The sequence below is a fragment of the Vibrio makurazakiensis genome (genome assembly GCF_050337375.1).
GTDB lineage: Bacteria > Pseudomonadota > Gammaproteobacteria > Enterobacterales > Vibrionaceae > Vibrio > Vibrio makurazakiensis.
In genome coordinates this window covers 1-15,085 of the sequence record NZ_JAKJSW010000036.1, presented here as the reverse complement: position 1 = coordinate 15,085, position 15,085 = coordinate 1, and the positions used below count along the sequence as shown (strand labels likewise).

General features: G+C 42.6%; 15 protein-coding genes. 7 read left to right on the top strand and 8 right to left on the bottom strand.

Annotated features, from left to right (window positions below; genetic code table 11):
* Positions 1 to 50: 50 nt before the first annotated feature.
* Entirely contained in the window at positions 51 to 1,193 is a 1,143-nt protein-coding gene (msrB, locus tag L4C33_RS06080; RefSeq protein WP_428811547.1) for a peptide-methionine (R)-S-oxide reductase MsrB, read from the bottom strand.
* 418 nt (positions 1,194 to 1,611) lie between these two features.
* Here msrB and L4C33_RS06075 point away from each other — a divergent pair, with 418 nt between their 5' ends.
* Positions 1,612 to 2,013 carry an OsmC family protein gene (locus tag L4C33_RS06075; RefSeq protein ID WP_428811546.1) on the top strand — a complete coding sequence of 134 codons (402 nt, stop codon included), beginning with the start codon at positions 1,612 to 1,614 and terminating at the stop codon, positions 2,011 to 2,013.
* 149 nt (positions 2,014 to 2,162) lie between these two features.
* On the opposite strand, the gene L4C33_RS06070 is transcribed toward L4C33_RS06075, so the two are convergent.
* The 5 genes from L4C33_RS06070 to phnW all read right to left on the bottom strand — a co-directional run bounded on the left by L4C33_RS06070 (position 2,163) and on the right by phnW (position 6,875).
* On the bottom strand, positions 2,163 to 2,843 hold the full coding sequence (locus tag L4C33_RS06070) for a helix-turn-helix transcriptional regulator (RefSeq protein WP_428811545.1): 681 nt from the start codon (positions 2,841 to 2,843) through the stop codon (positions 2,163 to 2,165).
* Between the two features lie 57 nt (positions 2,844 to 2,900).
* Positions 2,901 to 3,215 (bottom strand): hypothetical protein, encoded by a 315-nt coding sequence (locus L4C33_RS06065; protein WP_428811544.1) that lies wholly within the window; start codon positions 3,213 to 3,215, stop codon positions 2,901 to 2,903.
* Between the two features lie 196 nt (positions 3,216 to 3,411).
* A complete protein-coding gene (phnX, locus tag L4C33_RS06060; protein ID WP_428811543.1) occupies positions 3,412 to 4,230 on the bottom strand; it encodes a phosphonoacetaldehyde hydrolase in 819 nt (272 codons plus the stop codon).
* Between the two features lie 105 nt (positions 4,231 to 4,335).
* A complete protein-coding gene (locus L4C33_RS06055; RefSeq protein ID WP_428811542.1) occupies positions 4,336 to 5,772 on the bottom strand; it encodes an aspartate aminotransferase family protein in 1,437 nt (478 codons plus the stop codon).
* Positions 5,772 to 6,875, bottom strand: coding sequence for a 2-aminoethylphosphonate--pyruvate transaminase (gene phnW, locus L4C33_RS06050; protein ID WP_428811541.1), 1,104 nt, complete (start codon positions 6,873 to 6,875; stop codon positions 5,772 to 5,774). Before phnW ends, L4C33_RS06055 begins: the two co-directional genes overlap by 1 nt.
* A 331-nt stretch (positions 6,876 to 7,206) precedes the next feature.
* Here phnW and L4C33_RS06045 point away from each other — a divergent pair, with 331 nt between their 5' ends.
* The 3 genes from L4C33_RS06045 (at position 7,207) to L4C33_RS06035 (ending at position 10,485) form a co-directional block, all read left to right on the top strand.
* A complete protein-coding gene (locus tag L4C33_RS06045) occupies positions 7,207 to 8,217 on the top strand; it encodes a putative 2-aminoethylphosphonate ABC transporter substrate-binding protein (protein ID WP_428811540.1) in 1,011 nt (336 codons plus the stop codon).
* Positions 8,218 to 8,357: 140 nt separating this feature from the next.
* Entirely contained in the window at positions 8,358 to 9,776 is a 1,419-nt protein-coding gene (locus L4C33_RS06040; RefSeq protein WP_428811539.1) for an FAD-dependent oxidoreductase, read from the top strand.
* Positions 9,777 to 9,822: 46 nt separating this feature from the next.
* Positions 9,823 to 10,485, top strand: a complete 663-nt coding sequence (locus L4C33_RS06035) for an HAD family hydrolase (RefSeq protein WP_428811538.1) — start codon at positions 9,823 to 9,825, stop codon at positions 10,483 to 10,485.
* A 150-nt stretch (positions 10,486 to 10,635) separates the two neighbouring features.
* Here L4C33_RS06035 and L4C33_RS06030 read toward each other — a convergent pair whose 3' ends face one another.
* Entirely contained in the window at positions 10,636 to 10,896 is a 261-nt protein-coding gene (locus tag L4C33_RS06030) for a DUF5062 family protein (RefSeq protein WP_428811537.1), read from the bottom strand.
* A 332-nt stretch (positions 10,897 to 11,228) separates the two neighbouring features.
* On the opposite strand from L4C33_RS06030, the gene L4C33_RS06025 reads away from it, so the two are divergent.
* Positions 11,229 to 12,521, top strand: coding sequence for a DEAD/DEAH box helicase (locus L4C33_RS06025; RefSeq protein WP_428811536.1), 1,293 nt, complete (start codon positions 11,229 to 11,231; stop codon positions 12,519 to 12,521).
* A gap of 96 nt (positions 12,522 to 12,617) precedes the next feature.
* Here L4C33_RS06025 and L4C33_RS06020 read toward each other — a convergent pair whose 3' ends face one another.
* Positions 12,618 to 13,109 carry a VOC family protein gene (locus L4C33_RS06020; RefSeq protein ID WP_428811535.1) on the bottom strand — a complete coding sequence of 164 codons (492 nt, stop codon included), beginning with the start codon at positions 13,107 to 13,109 and terminating at the stop codon, positions 12,618 to 12,620.
* 328 nt (positions 13,110 to 13,437) lie between these two features.
* Between L4C33_RS06020 and L4C33_RS06015 the strand changes: the two genes are divergently transcribed.
* Together L4C33_RS06015 and L4C33_RS06010 are read left to right on the top strand one after the other, a co-directional pair.
* A complete protein-coding gene (locus L4C33_RS06015; protein WP_428811534.1) occupies positions 13,438 to 14,259 on the top strand; it encodes a GNAT family N-acetyltransferase in 822 nt (273 codons plus the stop codon).
* A gap of 126 nt (positions 14,260 to 14,385) precedes the next feature.
* A partial coding sequence (locus tag L4C33_RS06010; protein ID WP_428811533.1) for a DUF6597 domain-containing transcriptional factor occupies positions 14,386 to 15,085 on the top strand: 700 nt, incomplete at its 3' end.

The window sequence follows — 15,085 nt, the reverse complement described above, 5'->3', positions numbered from 1 at the left end:
TTGTTTATTTCAGCTAGCTTTCAGCTTTAAAGTTATTAGCCTTCAAACTATTAGCCTTCAAACAAAGGTAAGTAATCTTCATACCCTTCTTCAGCTAACTTTTCTACAGGAACAAAACGCATTGCTGCTGAGTTCATGCAGTAGCGTAACCCTGTTGGTGCTGGGCCATCTTTAAATACATGACCTAAGTGAGAATCACCAAATCGGCTACGTACTTCTGTTCTTGGGTATAACAATTTATAGTCAGTGGTAGTCACTACGTAACCTTCATTGATTGGTTTGGTAAAACTTGGCCAACCGGTTCCTGACTTGTATTTATCTGTTGAAGAGAATAGTGGCTCACCAGTCACTACATCAACGTAAATACCTTGTTGCTTGTTATCCCAGTATTCATTATTGAACGAGCGCTCTGTCGCATCATTCTGAGTTACATCGTATTGTAGCTTGCTTAGCTTTGATTTTATCTCAGCTTCTGACGGTTTGCTGTAAGGCTTAAGGTTCTGCGCTATTTTTTTAGAATCAATTATCTGACGAAGAGTTTTTGGGTTGTCCTGGCGGTCATCACCAAAAATCTTATCTAGGTATTGATCTCTACCAGAGGCGTAACGGTAGTAGTTATAACGAACCTTACTTTTCTTGTAGTAGTCTTGGTGGTAGCCCTCTGCTGGCCAAAACTTTTCAAATGCTATCAATTCTGTTTTAAGCGGTTTACCGAAGATCATCGCTTGATCAATTTCTGCCATAAAGTCTTGCGCAATCATCTTTTGATCTGTGTTGTGGAAGAAAATTGCAGGACGATATTGCGGCCCTCTGTCTACAAAAGAACCTTTGTCATCTGTAGGGTCAATGTGGCGGAAAAATTGGTCTAATACCTGCTCGTAATTTACGACCGAAGCGTCGTAAGTTACCTTGATCACCTCAATATGACCTGACTTACCTGAAGATACTTGTTTGTAGGTTGGATTCTCTAACGAACCACCAGAATAACCAGAAACAACATCAATCACGCCCTCAAGCTTCTCTAGATCGGATTCAGTACACCAAAAACACCCACCCGCTAGCGTTGCAACTTCCACTGTTCCTTGTGGTACTTTTTTATCCATAGTATCGGCAGTGCCAGTTTGGCTGAGAAGCAAAGAAAACAGTGGCACAGTCACCACTAGAGATACCAATATTTTAGATAGTTTTTTCATAGTTACCTCGTCTGTCTTTTCATAGCATTCAATTTGAATGTACGAATATAGACAGGTTGAGGATTGAAAAAATTACACGCTAAATGAAATATCTCTTAAAAAAGCGTATTTAAAGGCAGTGAAACATCATGGCTTTCCTGTTGGGGAGTCGTTTTGTGCATGAAACCATAGACTGTATATTTTGGTTTTTTGGGTCACTAATATTTTTAATCATCAAGTTCAAGTGGGTTTTGAATAGTTACCATATGAAAATGAGGCGGTGGCTGGATCAGGCAGTGCAAGATTACGGACAGAATAGCCTCATGATCTTGCCTCAAAGTTAAAGCAATAGTACTTTGTGTTGAACGGACATGTCTTACGARTGAGATATGTTTCGAACTCAATAATTAAAACATCAATTAGTCGATAGTGGGTCAGCATGAAAGCAGAAGTAAAGTGGGTTGAAGGTTTTAAGTTTCTTGGTCAATCTCAGTCCGGTCATTCGATTGTGATGGATGGTAACGGTGGCGCAACGGCTCCAAGCCCAATGGAAATGGTGTTAATGGCTGCTGGTGGCTGTAGCTCAGTTGATGTGGTTGATGGCCTAAAAGAAGCAGGCCAAGCTGTTACGGCGTGTAACGCTAAGCTAGATACAGAGCGACGTGAAACGGCTCCAAGGATTTTTACAGGCATTAATATTCATTTTGAAGTCTCAGGTGAGAACCTTGATCCTGAAACGGTTGCTAAAGTGTGTGCAGACTCATTAGAAAAGTATTGTTCAGTCTGTTTGATGCTAGGAGCTGGTATCGAAATGACGCATAGCTGGGAAATCGTGAAGTAACGAGCGGTCCTATTAAGGATAGGTAAAGCTATTTACTTATCCTTTTTGTCTTTTTAGAGTGTAACTCTATTGAGTCTGTGCTGCTAAGTGATGTGTTGCCGAGTGTCTAGTGTTCAACAACACTGTGACTAAAACATCAAGTCCATGACCTAAAAGGTGTATTGCGCTAAATAGTGCTTAAGGCACTTATTATCACTGGTTTCAAACGTATCTCCTGATAGTTCCATTGTCTGTATTCGGTCTAGTCGAAATAAGCGATAACTTTCTCTTAACTCGCACCAGGCAACTAATGTCCAATTTTTCCCCCAGAATATCTGTCCGAGTGGCTGCAGTAGCCTCTGGGTTCTAGAACCATCTTCAGCAATATAATCAAGCATTACCTTTTGTTTTAAATCGGTAGCATGCCTTAGTATTTGCCCTTTCTTAGCCGTGTCTGACTGGATATGGAAGTCGGGAACAATGATTGGGAACGACTCAACCTGTTGTTTCAGTTGGTCGGGTAATACTGATAATATTTTTGCTGAAGCGGAATGAGAGGCATCAGCTAACTCTTGATCTGACCATGCGCGAACCATCCTCATACCAAGTTCTAATGCCATCATTTCTTTTTCACTAAACATCAGTGGTGGTAGGTGAGAGCCTTCCTTTAGCAGGTAGCCGACTCCCGCCTCTCCTTGTATAGGAACACCAGAGAGCAGTAAAGATTGAATATCGCGATAAATAGTACGCTCACTGACTTCCATTGTTCGCGCCAATTCTGCTGCGGTCACTGCATAGCGTTTCGAGCGTAAAAGTGTCAATAGTTCAAATAATCGTTCTGCTTTACTCATGGTGTTCCTTTCATGATTAGGCTTAACAAGCGAGATAGTTAAGCCGAGCCAGTATGGTTATTTTTGGCACTCACTGTCCATTTTAATTTTTTGGTGCTGCATATCAACAGAGTCTGGAGTGATCATGGCAAGTAAAGGTTGGCAAGCAGCACTAGCCATAAACTGCTCGCCAGCAGATTTTGCGTCTTCCATTGAACGCCAGTAAACCGTATCTGTCCAACTGTCTTTCTCTACGTTGTGGCTCAAAGAGCGGTAAAGAAAACCCGGTAGGGAGCCAATGAAGGTTTGGCTCGTTTCTGAAGCCGCGATGAAATCTTGTTCTTTTGTGCCGTGTACCAATTTAAAGCTTACTAATTCAATTACATGTTCCATGATATGTCCCTTTTTATCGATAGGTATTGTCTTCAAAGTTTTTGTTCCACGCGCCACTGTTCGGTGAGTTTTATTAGAAAGGCTTTGCGCTTGGAATGAAGATTAAAGGAGGAGATTGTCAGAACATGTCAGTAGTGATTTCGGTGAGAAAAACAAAAAAGATCACCTAAGTGATCTTTTTGTTGTTGGTTTGGTTTTATGGACGCTCTCCCGCTAATAAACGTTTTTCAATATCACGGATAACGTCAGGGAAGTCTGCGATGGTATCAATCAGGTAGTGCGGGTTTGATTTACTCAGTTTTACACGTGCTTTTTCACGGGCTTGATTTAGCGTTTTCTCCTCAGCATCTAGGTACTCTTGGTAAGTGAGTCCTGCTTCGTTACCAGATAGCAGTAGTCCGACTGTCCACATACCTGCGTTGTGACCTTCATCTATGCCCGGTGCTGCATCATCTACTTTTATACATGCGCCGACATTGGTTGCGCCTAATTCAATTACGTTTTTAAGTGCCATAAACGCGGCCGGGCGTCCACCTTGAGGTAAGTCATCTGTTGCGACTACATAATCAGGTTTATAGCCGTAATCCGCAGCGACGGGAATCAATACATCCATAACTTGGCGTGGATAACCTGAGCATGAACCGATTTTGATCCCTTTGTCTTTTAGGCTATTAACAACCTCTATCGCGTTAAGAATAGGTTCAGCATGGTCTGCGACTTTTGCTTTTTGCAAAGGCATGAATGCAGCATAAATAGCGTCTATATCTTCGCTTGTCATAGAGCGACCAAATTGAGCGTTCCAGCGTTTATCTACCGTTGGAAGCTGGCCGACGGCTTGGATATGATCCCACTTGCCTAGCCCCATAGGTTCACGCGCTTCGGCAAGGTTGATATCAAAATCGAAGCCTTGCTTGAATGCTTCTACAAAAATACTGGTTGGTGCAAATGAGCCAAAATCTACGATGGTGCCAGCCCAGTCAAAAATAACTGCTTGGATAGGTGATACGTTGTTCATTTGAAAGTCCTTGATAATTTGTTTGCCCGCAGAGCTTTGTCTTCGGACATAAAATGGTTGCCGCTCTAAATATTGCAGCTTTAATATTGGCTCTTAGGCTCGTACCTATAAGTAACCGAAGTCTTTACACACTTTCGCTATCGCATTTTCAAAAATATTAAGCGCTGTACTCAATTCGTCTCGTTGGATTATTAGTGGTGGGCTAAGTTGAGCGACATTTCCCTGAGAAACCTTGAAGCTTAAACCGTCGTTTAGGCACTGATAAAGTAGAGCTTCTGCTTCATCGTAGGCGCGGTTTTTGGTTATCGGGTCGGTTACAAGCTCGACTCCCCAAAGTAAGCCAATACCGCGAACATCACCGATGACCGGATATAGCTCTTTCATTGCTAGCAAACGTTGTTTGATGTACTCACAGTTTTCCTTCGCTTTAAGCAGCAAACTTTCTTGCTCAATGACTTCCATTGTTGCCAATGCTGCAGCACAGCCAATTGGGCTTTTTTCGTGAGTGTAATGACCCAGAGAAACTTGAGCTGCGGTGTTGTATTTATCCTTAGTAACCATAGCTGCAATTGGCACTAAGCCACCCCCAACCCCTTTACCAATACACAAAATATCAGGTTCTATATCGAAAGCTTGATGGGTAAACCATTCACCACTTCTGCCCATTCCGTTGGGGATGTCGTCGATGATTAGCAGGACATTATGTTTGTCGCAGATCTCTCGGATGCGCTTCCAGTAGGCTTTACTCGGTACTTGGACATCGGTATTTCGAACCGCTTCAGCGATAAATGCGCCAATCCCACCTTCTTTTTCAATAACGTATTCGAGATAGTCGGCATAGTGAACATCGCAGGCTTTATCGTTGTTATTGCTGCTATCGTTGTTATTACTGCAATCATAGTTTCTAGGGAAAGCGCCTCGGTATGAAACCGCTGGTGGGATGCGTTCTACGCCCGCCATCAAAGGCCCCATGCCTTCTCGAAAACAAGCTTCGCCGCCGACTGAAATCGCATCCAATGACGCCCCATGGAAAGAGTCCCATAGTGATACGACTTTGAAGTTGTTAGTCACGTGACGAGCCAGTTTGAGTGCCATTCCGATGACTGATGTTCCACCTGGCGCAAACAACACTCGGTTAAGCTCACCGCCACATATTTGGGTGAGTTTCTCTGCACATTTAACCGCAGTTTCGTTAGTGAATCGACGCGGAGAAAATGGGAGCACAGCCATCTGTTCAGTCACTTTGTTGATCACATGTGGGTGACCGTAGCCAAGCTGGTGGACATTGTTTCCATGGAAGTCCATGTACTTCTTGCCCGTGGTATCTTGAATGTAAATACCTTCAGCCCCTTCCAAAGAGTCTAAGCAAGGCGTTGACATCGCCTGGTGCAAAAACACATTTGAATCTCGTTGGAGCATAGCTTGAGTCGCTTCATCGCTTAGTGATTCAGTCCATTCCTGACGAGCTTGTGTCGTGTTTACATCCCCTTCACTACGAAAGTGTGATGCTTTAATCACAGACTTTGGTGTAGTAGTGGTCATTAGTTGATATCCCAGTACATGGCTTTTTCTATTGCTTTGATCAGTCGTTCAATATCTGCGGGATACACTTCCCCAATATTTCCGATACGGAAACAATCAGCGTTGGAAACCTTACCTGGATAAATCACAAAACCTTGTTCTTTAAGTCGGTCGTAAAATTCCTTGAACTGATAATCACTGTGAGTTGGTGAATAGAAAGAAGTGATAATCGGAGAGTGAAGGGTGTCATCAAGTAAAGGTTCAAAACCTAGAGAGCGCATGCCTGCGACTAGTGTTGTTTGGTTTGTGTAATAGCGATTGAAGCGAGCGTCAATTCCACCTTCTTGTTCAAGCTCTAGCAGCGCTTGGTAAAAAGCACGAACCGTATGAGTTGGCGAAGTAAAACGCCACTTTCCATGGTTGTTCTCCATGCACTGCCATTGATCAAATAGGTCGAGAGTTAATGAACGCGCCTGACCTTTACATGCTTCTAGCTCGATCTGTTTAGCAATCACAAAGCCAAACCCCGGTACACCTTGGATACATTTGTTGGCTGAACTGATCATGTAATCGACACCAAGTTCCGCTATATCCATTGGAATACCGCCAAAGCTAGACATCGCATCAAGGATAACGACTTTATCGTGCTGTTTAGCAAGCTTAGTGACTTCTGTTATGGGATTAAGCATGCCAGTTGTTGTCTCACAGTGGACGACGGCAACGTGGGTGATAGCCGGATCCATAGCCAATGCCGTTTCCATTTCGTTCAAGTCAGGCTGTGATGTTTCACCTGGGGAAACGACATGGCATGGAATGTTTAAGTATTGAGCGATTTGAGCAATACGAGCACCGTAAGCGCCGTTGTCTACCACAAGCAATTTACCTTCAGCACTGATTACGCTACCAATTGTTGCTTCAACCGATGCCGTACCACTGCCTTGCATCAACACACTTGTATAGCCGATATGCTTGGTTGCAAGTTTAACGAGCTTCTGGCGAATCACTTGAACAATATCTTTGTTGTATTCATCGTCCCACGTACACCAATCTTTCAGCATGGCTTGGCGAACAGATTCTGACGTGGATAAAGGGCCAGGTGTTAGTAGTAGGTAATCATTTCTCATGTTAATTTCCATTTGGACTATACCAGTAGTTGCGAGCACTTTAGCAATCAATCTAACGGTACGTAAATAGCTCGTGTAAGGGTTTAACAAAAGCTTCACATTGGCTTTAAACGGTTCGTCATTCGTTAAAAAATAAATATTTAAACTGCCATGTTTCGTTCATTTAACCGTCATAAAACTCACTTAGGTTAATACTCGCAATCTGGTACATACCAAGGTTTGTGTTTACTCCTTATCTCGACGTGTACTGATTAACTCAAATACGAATATGGAACCTAGATGGCCTAATTAGCGGCCTCTAACTTTTGGCAATTAAGCCTAATTGGAGAAAATGATGAAAAACCGTTTTATGAAAGGATCACTTGCAGCTTTAGTGTCACTGCTAGCGAACAATGCTTTTGCTGCACAAGAAGTGACGGTTTATACCGCTTTTGAAACTGATATTTTGGCTAATTACAAAAATGCATTTGAAAGTGAGAACCCAGAAATAAAGATAAAATGGGTTCGTGATTCAACCGGTATCATGACGGCAAAATTATTGGCTGAGAAAAATAACCCACGCGCTGAAGTTGTGTGGGGACTTGCTGGTTCTTCAATGGCGCTGCTCAAAGAAGAAGGCATCCTTAAGCCTTATACGCCAAAAGGTGTAGATGCATTACGTGCAAACTTGAATGACCCACAATCGACTCAAGCATGGTTTGGCAACGATGCCTTTTTTAATGCGGTGTGTTTTAACGAGGTTGTCGCTAAGCAGCTGAATTTACCAATGCCTCAGTCATGGGAAGATCTCACTAAGCCAGTATATAAAGGTCATATTGCAATGCCTAACCCTGCGTCATCGGGTACGGGTTACATGCAAGTTTCAGCTTGGCTACAGAACATGGGTGAAGACCAAGGTTGGAACTACATGAAAAAGCTCGACAAGAACATCGCACACTATACGCACTCGGGTTCTAAACCATGCGTACAAGCAGGCATGGGTGAGGTTGCTATCGGCATTTCTATGGCAAGCCGAGGAGCGAAGCTGAAAACTCAAGGTGCACCATTGGCCGTGATCACTCCAAAAGGGATTGGCTGGGAATCTGAAGCTGTAGGCCTAGTTAAGCCATCTGATGCTGCGCAGCGTGTGGTTGATTGGTCTATTTCTAAGGCGGCGAACGAACTATACATTGAGATGTACCCAGTGGTTGGGCATCAAGATGTGACTGCTACTGCTAAGAACTTCCCTAATGTTGAAAAGAACATGGCAAAAATGGACTTCGCACGTATGGGTAGTGAACGTGCCGATGTTCTAAAAACGTGGTCGGAAAAATTTGATGCGAAATCAGAACCGAAATCGTAACGCATTAGGTTATTGATTTGATAAGGAAGGCTTAGGTCTTCCTTTTTACTTTCAAACACACTTTGCTTCATCTGAGCCTTAATGAAAACGAACAATAAAATGGCGGAATTTCATGAGGCTCGCTTTTAGGACTCTTTTACATGTCAAAGCATTACTCATATTGGTTTAAGCAAGCACTGCAGCAGGAATTTGGTCAAGAAACTCCGAAAGTAGACCCTGCGCTGGCTTTGGACCGCGATATAGATTGTGATATCGCAATTGTTGGTGGGGGCTATACAGGGTTGTGGACAGCGATTTTAATCAAACAGCAGCAACCAGAGAAAAAAGTTGTAGTCATAGAGAAAGGTTTATGTGGCAGTGGTGCTTCTGGCGCCAACGGAGGCTGCATGCTCACTTGGTCGACTAAGTATCCGACGCTTAAAAAACTCTATGGTAAGGAACAAGCTAAGTGGTTGGTGAAAGAGTCTGAGAAAGTCATCTATGAAATTGAAGAGTTTTGCATCGAGCACAATATTGACGCTCATTTATACCGAAGTGGTACCTATTACACCGCGACGAATGAAGCGCAAAAAGGGGGAATGACCCCTGTTGTTAATGAGTTAGTAAAGCAAGGTATTAACAGTTGGGTTAAATGCGATCAGTCACTCCCTGAGAAAGCCGGCTCGCACCGACACATTGAAGGTTTTTACTCTGCCGCTGCAGGTAGTTTGCAGCCAGCGTTATTAGCGCGAGGGCTGCGTCGTGTCGCATTAGAGCTTGGGGTGGAAATCTATGAAAACACACCAATGGAATCGTTAGAATACGGGCAACCTGCGCGTATTGTTACGCCTCATGCTTCTATCTCCGCTGATAAAGTCGTATTAGCACTCAATGCGTGGATGTTGGATCACTTCAAGCAATTTAAACGTAGTATCGTTGTTGTTTCATCAGATATGGTAGTGACAAAACCGATCCCAGAGAGATTGAAGCTATTTGGACCTGAGAAAGGTGCGGCAGTGGYCGACTCGCGTATTTTTGTTCATTACTACCGAGATACGAAAGATGGACGTTTGATGCTAGGTAAGGGAGGCAACAAGTTCTCGTTTGCTAATCAAGTTGACCGCATGTTTAACCAGCCAACTCAATACTTACCGCTATTGAAGTCGTCATTTCAAACCTTATTTCCAAAATTAGAACAAAGTGATTTTGACTACAATTGGTCTGGTGGTTCTGACCGTTCAGTCACAGGGTTGCCATTTTTTGGTAACTTGAAAGACCAGTCGAACATTTATTGTGGATTAGGTTATTCAGGCAACGGTGTTGCTCAAACTCGTATGGGCGGGATAATATTGTCGGCGATGGCACTAGGTATTGATAATCAGTGGACTCAAAGTGGCTTAGCCAAAGGGCCATTAGGTCAGTTTCCACCAGAGCCATTTCGTTGGGTAGGGGCAATGATGGTGAGAGACGCAGTGAGAAGAAAAGAGCACGCTGAGGATATCGGTAACAAACCAATGTGGTTGGATAAACAATTAGCCAAATTGGCGGGGGCTGCCGGTAAAGCAGACAAAGTCGAATGATAAGCCATTTGTTGTCTTGGAAGTTAACTATTAAGTGAGTATTGAAATGATCACACCATTGTACGTATTTGATCTCGATGAAACATTACTGGATGGCGATAGTACCATGATTTGGAATGAATTTCTGGTTGAGAAAGGGCTGGCTTGCGAGCAAACTTTTGTTGAGGAAGATAAACGCTTAATGGCGCTTTACTCCCAGGGTAATTTGGGAATGGAAGAATACCTAGAGTTTGCGATGCAGCCTTTAGTTAATAAGACGACTCAACAGGTGACCGAACTAGTAGAAGAATGTGTTCAGGAAAAAGTGTTGAGTCGTATATTCCCACAAGCTTTGGACTTGATTGCATCGTTAAAAGCGCAAGGCCATCCAATGATCATTGTCTCTGCAACAGTTTCTTTTATTGTTGATGTAGTGGCTAGGCATTTAGCGATTTCTAATTCGATAGGCATCGAATTGGTTGAAGAGTCTGGGCGCTATACTGCTAAGATCCTAGGCACACCGAGCTACCAAGAGGGGAAAGCTGTGCGTTTAAAAGAGTGGATGCAGCTGCAAAACCAGCCATTTAATCAACTGCACTTTTACACTGACTCAATTAATGATTTACCCATGTGTGAGTATGCCGACCAAGCTTACTTGGTGAACCCTTGCGAACAGTTAAAACCTTATGCAGAGCCGAAGCAATGGCAGGTGCTAAGTTGGAACCGATAGAGCGTCGAATGTTGGTTTAGGCTAGTGTGAGTATAAAAAGAAAATGTGAGGCAAAGTGGGATTTAAGTCATTGCGGGGCAGAGTGAATTATCACTCTGCCCCGCAAATGTTTTAATCGTTGCTTAATTCGTGCTGCTGATTTTTTCAGTTTTATTTGAGAGGATCATTGTCAGGTAGAGCTTTGTGCATCCATAGCGCCAAACGTTTTTTAATGTTGGCGCCGTCCATTTTATCTGCTGGAAGTGGTGTGATTTGATTTACTTCGGCTAGAAACAGATAAGCAGCTTTAGTTTTGACTGGTGCAGATGAAGCAGGTAAATCCATTCCTTGCATTTTTGCTAATTTAAAAGCAACTTCAACGGCCTTTTTAACAAGCTTGTCTTCATTTAGGATTTTCGTGGTTTTCGACATATCTTCACCATCTTCTGTATCGTTATGAATAATTACAGTATCAATTTGAAACTACTACATAACAACGTAGGGCTCAAATGGAAAAATGTCGTGTCAGATACCTCTCTACTAACTTTTCTTCGATTCTAGATATTCCGCATACTTCTTAGAAGCTTACTGGTTAATATGTAGGCGAGCATTGTTACTTAAAGTAAGTCATATAGCAGTAAGGGAGATGGAAAGTCCTAACAACATCAATTAACGGGGTTTGTTAGTTTGCTATAGCGCTACTTAAAAGAGCCCAAATACGTTAATATAGCGCGCTAATATTTTTGCTTTGAGCCCTTTATTTCATGACTACAGCTTCAACCTCTACCAGTTTTACTCAGCTTGGCCTAATTTCCCCATTACTTGCTCGACTTACTGAGTTGGAATATCAACAACCTACGCCGATTCAAGCAGAAGTTATCCCAAGTGTGTTAGCTGGACGTGATCTTATTGCTGGAGCAAATACGGGTTCAGGTAAAACGGCAGCTTTTGCACTTCCGCTGTTACAGCAGTTACATGAAGCTAAGTCTCAAAGTCGCAGTAATGATAAAGGTAACTACGTTGGCGGGCTTATTTTAGTTCCAACACGTGAGCTTGCAAAGCAAGTGGCAGACAGTGTTAAGTCATACGCGACACATTTTAATGGCGCATTGAAAACAGTAGCTGTGTTTGGTGGCGTATCAGTTAATACTCAAATGTTGGCACTACGTGGTGGTACGGACATTTTGGTGGCAACACCAGGTCGTTTACTTGATCTTATTTCAAGTAACGCAGTGAAACTAGACAAGGTCAAAACACTGATCCTTGATGAAGCCGATCGCATGTTGAGCCTAGGTTTTACTGAAGAACTGGCTGCATTGTTAAAGCTGACTCCAAAGCAAAAGCAAACTCTTCTTTTTTCAGCAACCTTCCCTGAACAAGTTGAAGCGTTAACTCGCGAGTTACTGACTGATCCTGTTCAAGTACAGCTTCAAAGCAATGAAGAAAGTACCGTTGTTCAACGTGTATTCACCGTTAATAAAGGTGAAAAGACTGCTGTGCTAGCGCATTTGGTTAAGAAACATGAATGGCGTCAGGCTTTGATCTTTGTAAATGCTAAAAACAGCTGTGAGCATTTGGCAGATAAGCTTTATAAGCGTGGCGTTTACGCTGATGTTTTTCACGGTGATAAAGGCCAAGGGTCACGTACTCGTATTCTTGAAGATTTTAAATCTGGTGAAATTGATGTTCTTATCGCGACCGATATTGCCGCTCGTGGTCTAGATATCGAAAAGCTGCCTGTGGTTATTAACTTTGATTTACCTCGTAGCCCATCAGATTACATGCACCGTATTGGCCGAAGTGGTCGCGCGGGTGAGGTTGGTTTAGCGTTATCACTGATTGATCATGAAGATTACAATCATTTCAAAGTGATCGAGAAGAAGAACAAGATACGTTTGGATCGTGAACAGGTTGAAGGTTTTGAAGTCGATGTAGAAGCAGCAAATGCACTTGCTGAAGCACTAAAACCAGTGGCGAAACCGGCTGGTACTGGTGGTAAGAAGAAGCGTAAAAAGAAAGCATCTTCTGAGCAAGACGTTTGGCTGAAAAACTCTTAAGCTGATTTATTCGAACAGATATACAAAAAGAGCTGACAATACGTCAGCTCTTTTTTTGGAATGTGTTTCTTAACTATACGATGTGGTTACGAATGATTACTCGTAATCAGAAGCGTAAGTTTCTTCGTATGTGTGTGAGTAGAACTCGAATAGGTTGCCAAACGGGTCTTCTAGGTAAACCATTTGTGCTTGTTTTAGTTCGTCTTCTGGGTGGTAGCGGTGAATATCCATGCGTACTTTACCGCCATACTCTTCAACGCGCTTAATAGCTGAATCAAACTGCTCCTTTGGAAGCTGTAGACAGAAGTGGAAGATGCCTAAGCGAGAGAAATCAACTTCGTGACGCTCTTGGCGCTCTTTCATTTCGAATAATTCAACACCGATACCGTCTGAAGTTACTAGGTGTGCAATGTTGAAGCCTTTAAAGCCTTCACCAAATACAGCGATACACATACGGCCGATTGCAGATTCGCGCTCTTCCATAACCTTAGTATTGTTCATTACGATTCTTAGACCTAGAGCTTTAGTGTAGAACTCTACTGCTGTGTCCATGTCGCCAACCATTAGGCCTACGTGATTCATTTTCATAACTTGCTCCAAATCTTGTGATTAATACGTCGAACTGTTTCGATGGAAGAATATTAAGATAGAATTTGAGTTGATGAAAATTATCAATAATTATCCATATAATAATTTTTTGTTATCAATGGCGGTGTGAACTACACGAGTATTTTCTTTAGTTAGATAAACTGAATTCGGTGAACTTAACTTGTGGCTCATTTAGGCTGGAGCATGAAACTGTCGTTTTTGTTCAATACTCAATATACGTGTCCAACTAGAATCTCCTCCATAGAATGCAGCGTAGGGCTTTCAGATACGCTGGCTTTAAGTCGCATCAATGTAGGAATCAAAAGCAATGATAGAAATTAAAAACATCTCTGAGCTCAGTGTACTTAACGAATTAAAACGAGAGTACTTTTCTAGCACGACCGCACCTATTGATGGAATGTGGCACTTTGGCTTTGTTCCAATGTCTGCTCACTATGGCTTTTATGAAAACGAAGAGCTTGTTGGCTTTTGCTGTATTAACAGTGATGGGTATCTATTGCAGTATTTCTTATCTCAAGCAGCATTAACACAAACAGATGTGTTATTTGCTCAACTGATTGATAGGGAAAATGAAGGTGCAGTTATTGGCGAGGTTAAAGGCGCTTTTGTTAGTACCGCTGAAACGCAATTCTTATCACTGTCTTTAGATCATGCAGGCTCGACTAACGTTAATTCACTTATGTACCAAGTGCGTAAGGGAACAAGGTCAGTCCCACTGCCTGACATTGACCTACAGTTAGCTACGTCAGAGCATTTGTCTGAGTTAGTCGACTTTGCTGTTGAAACCTTAGGTGCTCCAAAAGAGTGGTTAAGCGGTTATTTTGGAAACCTAGTTGCGCGAAAAGAGTTGTGGGCTTATTGGGTTCAAGGGGAAGTTGTCGCTACTGGTGAGTGTCGACTTAACGATGAATTTCAAACCAATACAGCGGATTTAGGGATGATCGTTGCTAAGAACCAACGTGGTAAAGGTGTTGCGACTCGTATTCTACAGAAGCTAGCAAGTTATGCTCAGAGAAAAGGGCTGCTCGCTATCTGCTCAACGGAAAGTGCTAATATTGGCGCTCAAAAATCGATTTCGAAAGCGGGCTTTATTGCTCAAAACCGCATTGTGCAAGTTAACTTTAAATAAAGATCCATCGGCAAAGACCCATCCTAATTCAGAGTGCTTAGCCAGCACGGCATCACCATGGTTACACTGTCTTTCTAGTGTTCTAAAATATATAGTGATGCCTTATCTCGTTAGGAAGTTACAATTTTGATTCAATGGTTAGTAGAGCCCAAATCATCGGTAGTAGCACAGTATATTGACCGCTATTGGATGATAGAAAAAACGCCTGACGATCAGAGTTATAACCACCCTAAATTAAACCCCGATCCCGCGACTCATCTTATCCTTTCACCTAAAGAGCAGGTGTATAGTTACTCAGCACAAGATCAAATACATTCTGATGGCGGTAGCCATTGGCTGTTTCCACACCACCAAACCTTTCAGCTCGATCATTCGCGGTCATTTGTTCATATTGGAATTAAATTTAAAGTCGGGGCGCTGTATTCGCTAAATATTCCTAACTATTCTCATCCTACGTGTGATCAAGTTGCGGCATTCAACCCTACATCACTTTTTGGTGGATGTGAGGTCAATGAGCTTATAAAGCTGGGCAGAATGGATGCAGAGCAATGTTTGTCTCAGCTTGATCAAATATTGTTACCCTGGCTAGAAGTTGCCCGAAAAGACAGGCATAGCGAATTAGTCGAGAAGTCGTTACCTTTGATAGACTCAACGGTGATATCAGAGTTAGGGGCTAAACTTTTTTGTTCGCAAAGAACCTTAGAAAGAAGCTTCAGCCGAGTGACCGGGTTCACTTTAAAACAGTATCAGTCGATGAACAAACTGGAAGCGATGCTCGTACACCTGTATCAAAAGGAACTGAGCGACATTGATTGGACATTGATTG

Excerpts from the sequence above, each read along its gene's own strand:
- msrB (WP_428811547.1), bottom strand. The coding sequence starts at position 1,193 with ATGAAAAAACTATCTAAAATATTGGTATCTCTAGTGGTGACTGTGCCA.
- L4C33_RS06075 (WP_428811546.1), top strand. The coding sequence starts at position 1,612 with ATGAAAGCAGAAGTAAAGTGGGTTGAAGGTTTTAAGTTTCTTGGTCAA.
- L4C33_RS06070 (WP_428811545.1), bottom strand. The coding sequence starts at position 2,843 with ATGAGTAAAGCAGAACGATTATTTGAACTATTGACACTTTTACGCTCG.
- L4C33_RS06065 (WP_428811544.1), bottom strand. The coding sequence starts at position 3,215 with ATGGAACATGTAATTGAATTAGTAAGCTTTAAATTGGTACACGGCACA.
- phnX (WP_428811543.1), bottom strand. The coding sequence starts at position 4,230 with ATGAACAACGTATCACCTATCCAAGCAGTTATTTTTGACTGGGCTGGC.
- L4C33_RS06055 (WP_428811542.1), bottom strand. The coding sequence starts at position 5,772 with ATGACCACTACTACACCAAAGTCTGTGATTAAAGCATCACACTTTCGT.
- phnW (WP_428811541.1), bottom strand. The coding sequence starts at position 6,875 with ATGAGAAATGATTACCTACTACTAACACCTGGCCCTTTATCCACGTCA.
- L4C33_RS06045 (WP_428811540.1), top strand. The coding sequence starts at position 7,207 with ATGATGAAAAACCGTTTTATGAAAGGATCACTTGCAGCTTTAGTGTCA.
- L4C33_RS06035 (WP_428811538.1), top strand. The coding sequence starts at position 9,823 with ATGATCACACCATTGTACGTATTTGATCTCGATGAAACATTACTGGAT.
- L4C33_RS06030 (WP_428811537.1), bottom strand. The coding sequence starts at position 10,896 with ATGTCGAAAACCACGAAAATCCTAAATGAAGACAAGCTTGTTAAAAAG.
- L4C33_RS06025 (WP_428811536.1), top strand. The coding sequence starts at position 11,229 with ATGACTACAGCTTCAACCTCTACCAGTTTTACTCAGCTTGGCCTAATT.
- L4C33_RS06020 (WP_428811535.1), bottom strand. The coding sequence starts at position 13,109 with ATGAAAATGAATCACGTAGGCCTAATGGTTGGCGACATGGACACAGCA.
- L4C33_RS06015 (WP_428811534.1), top strand. The coding sequence starts at position 13,438 with ATGATAGAAATTAAAAACATCTCTGAGCTCAGTGTACTTAACGAATTA.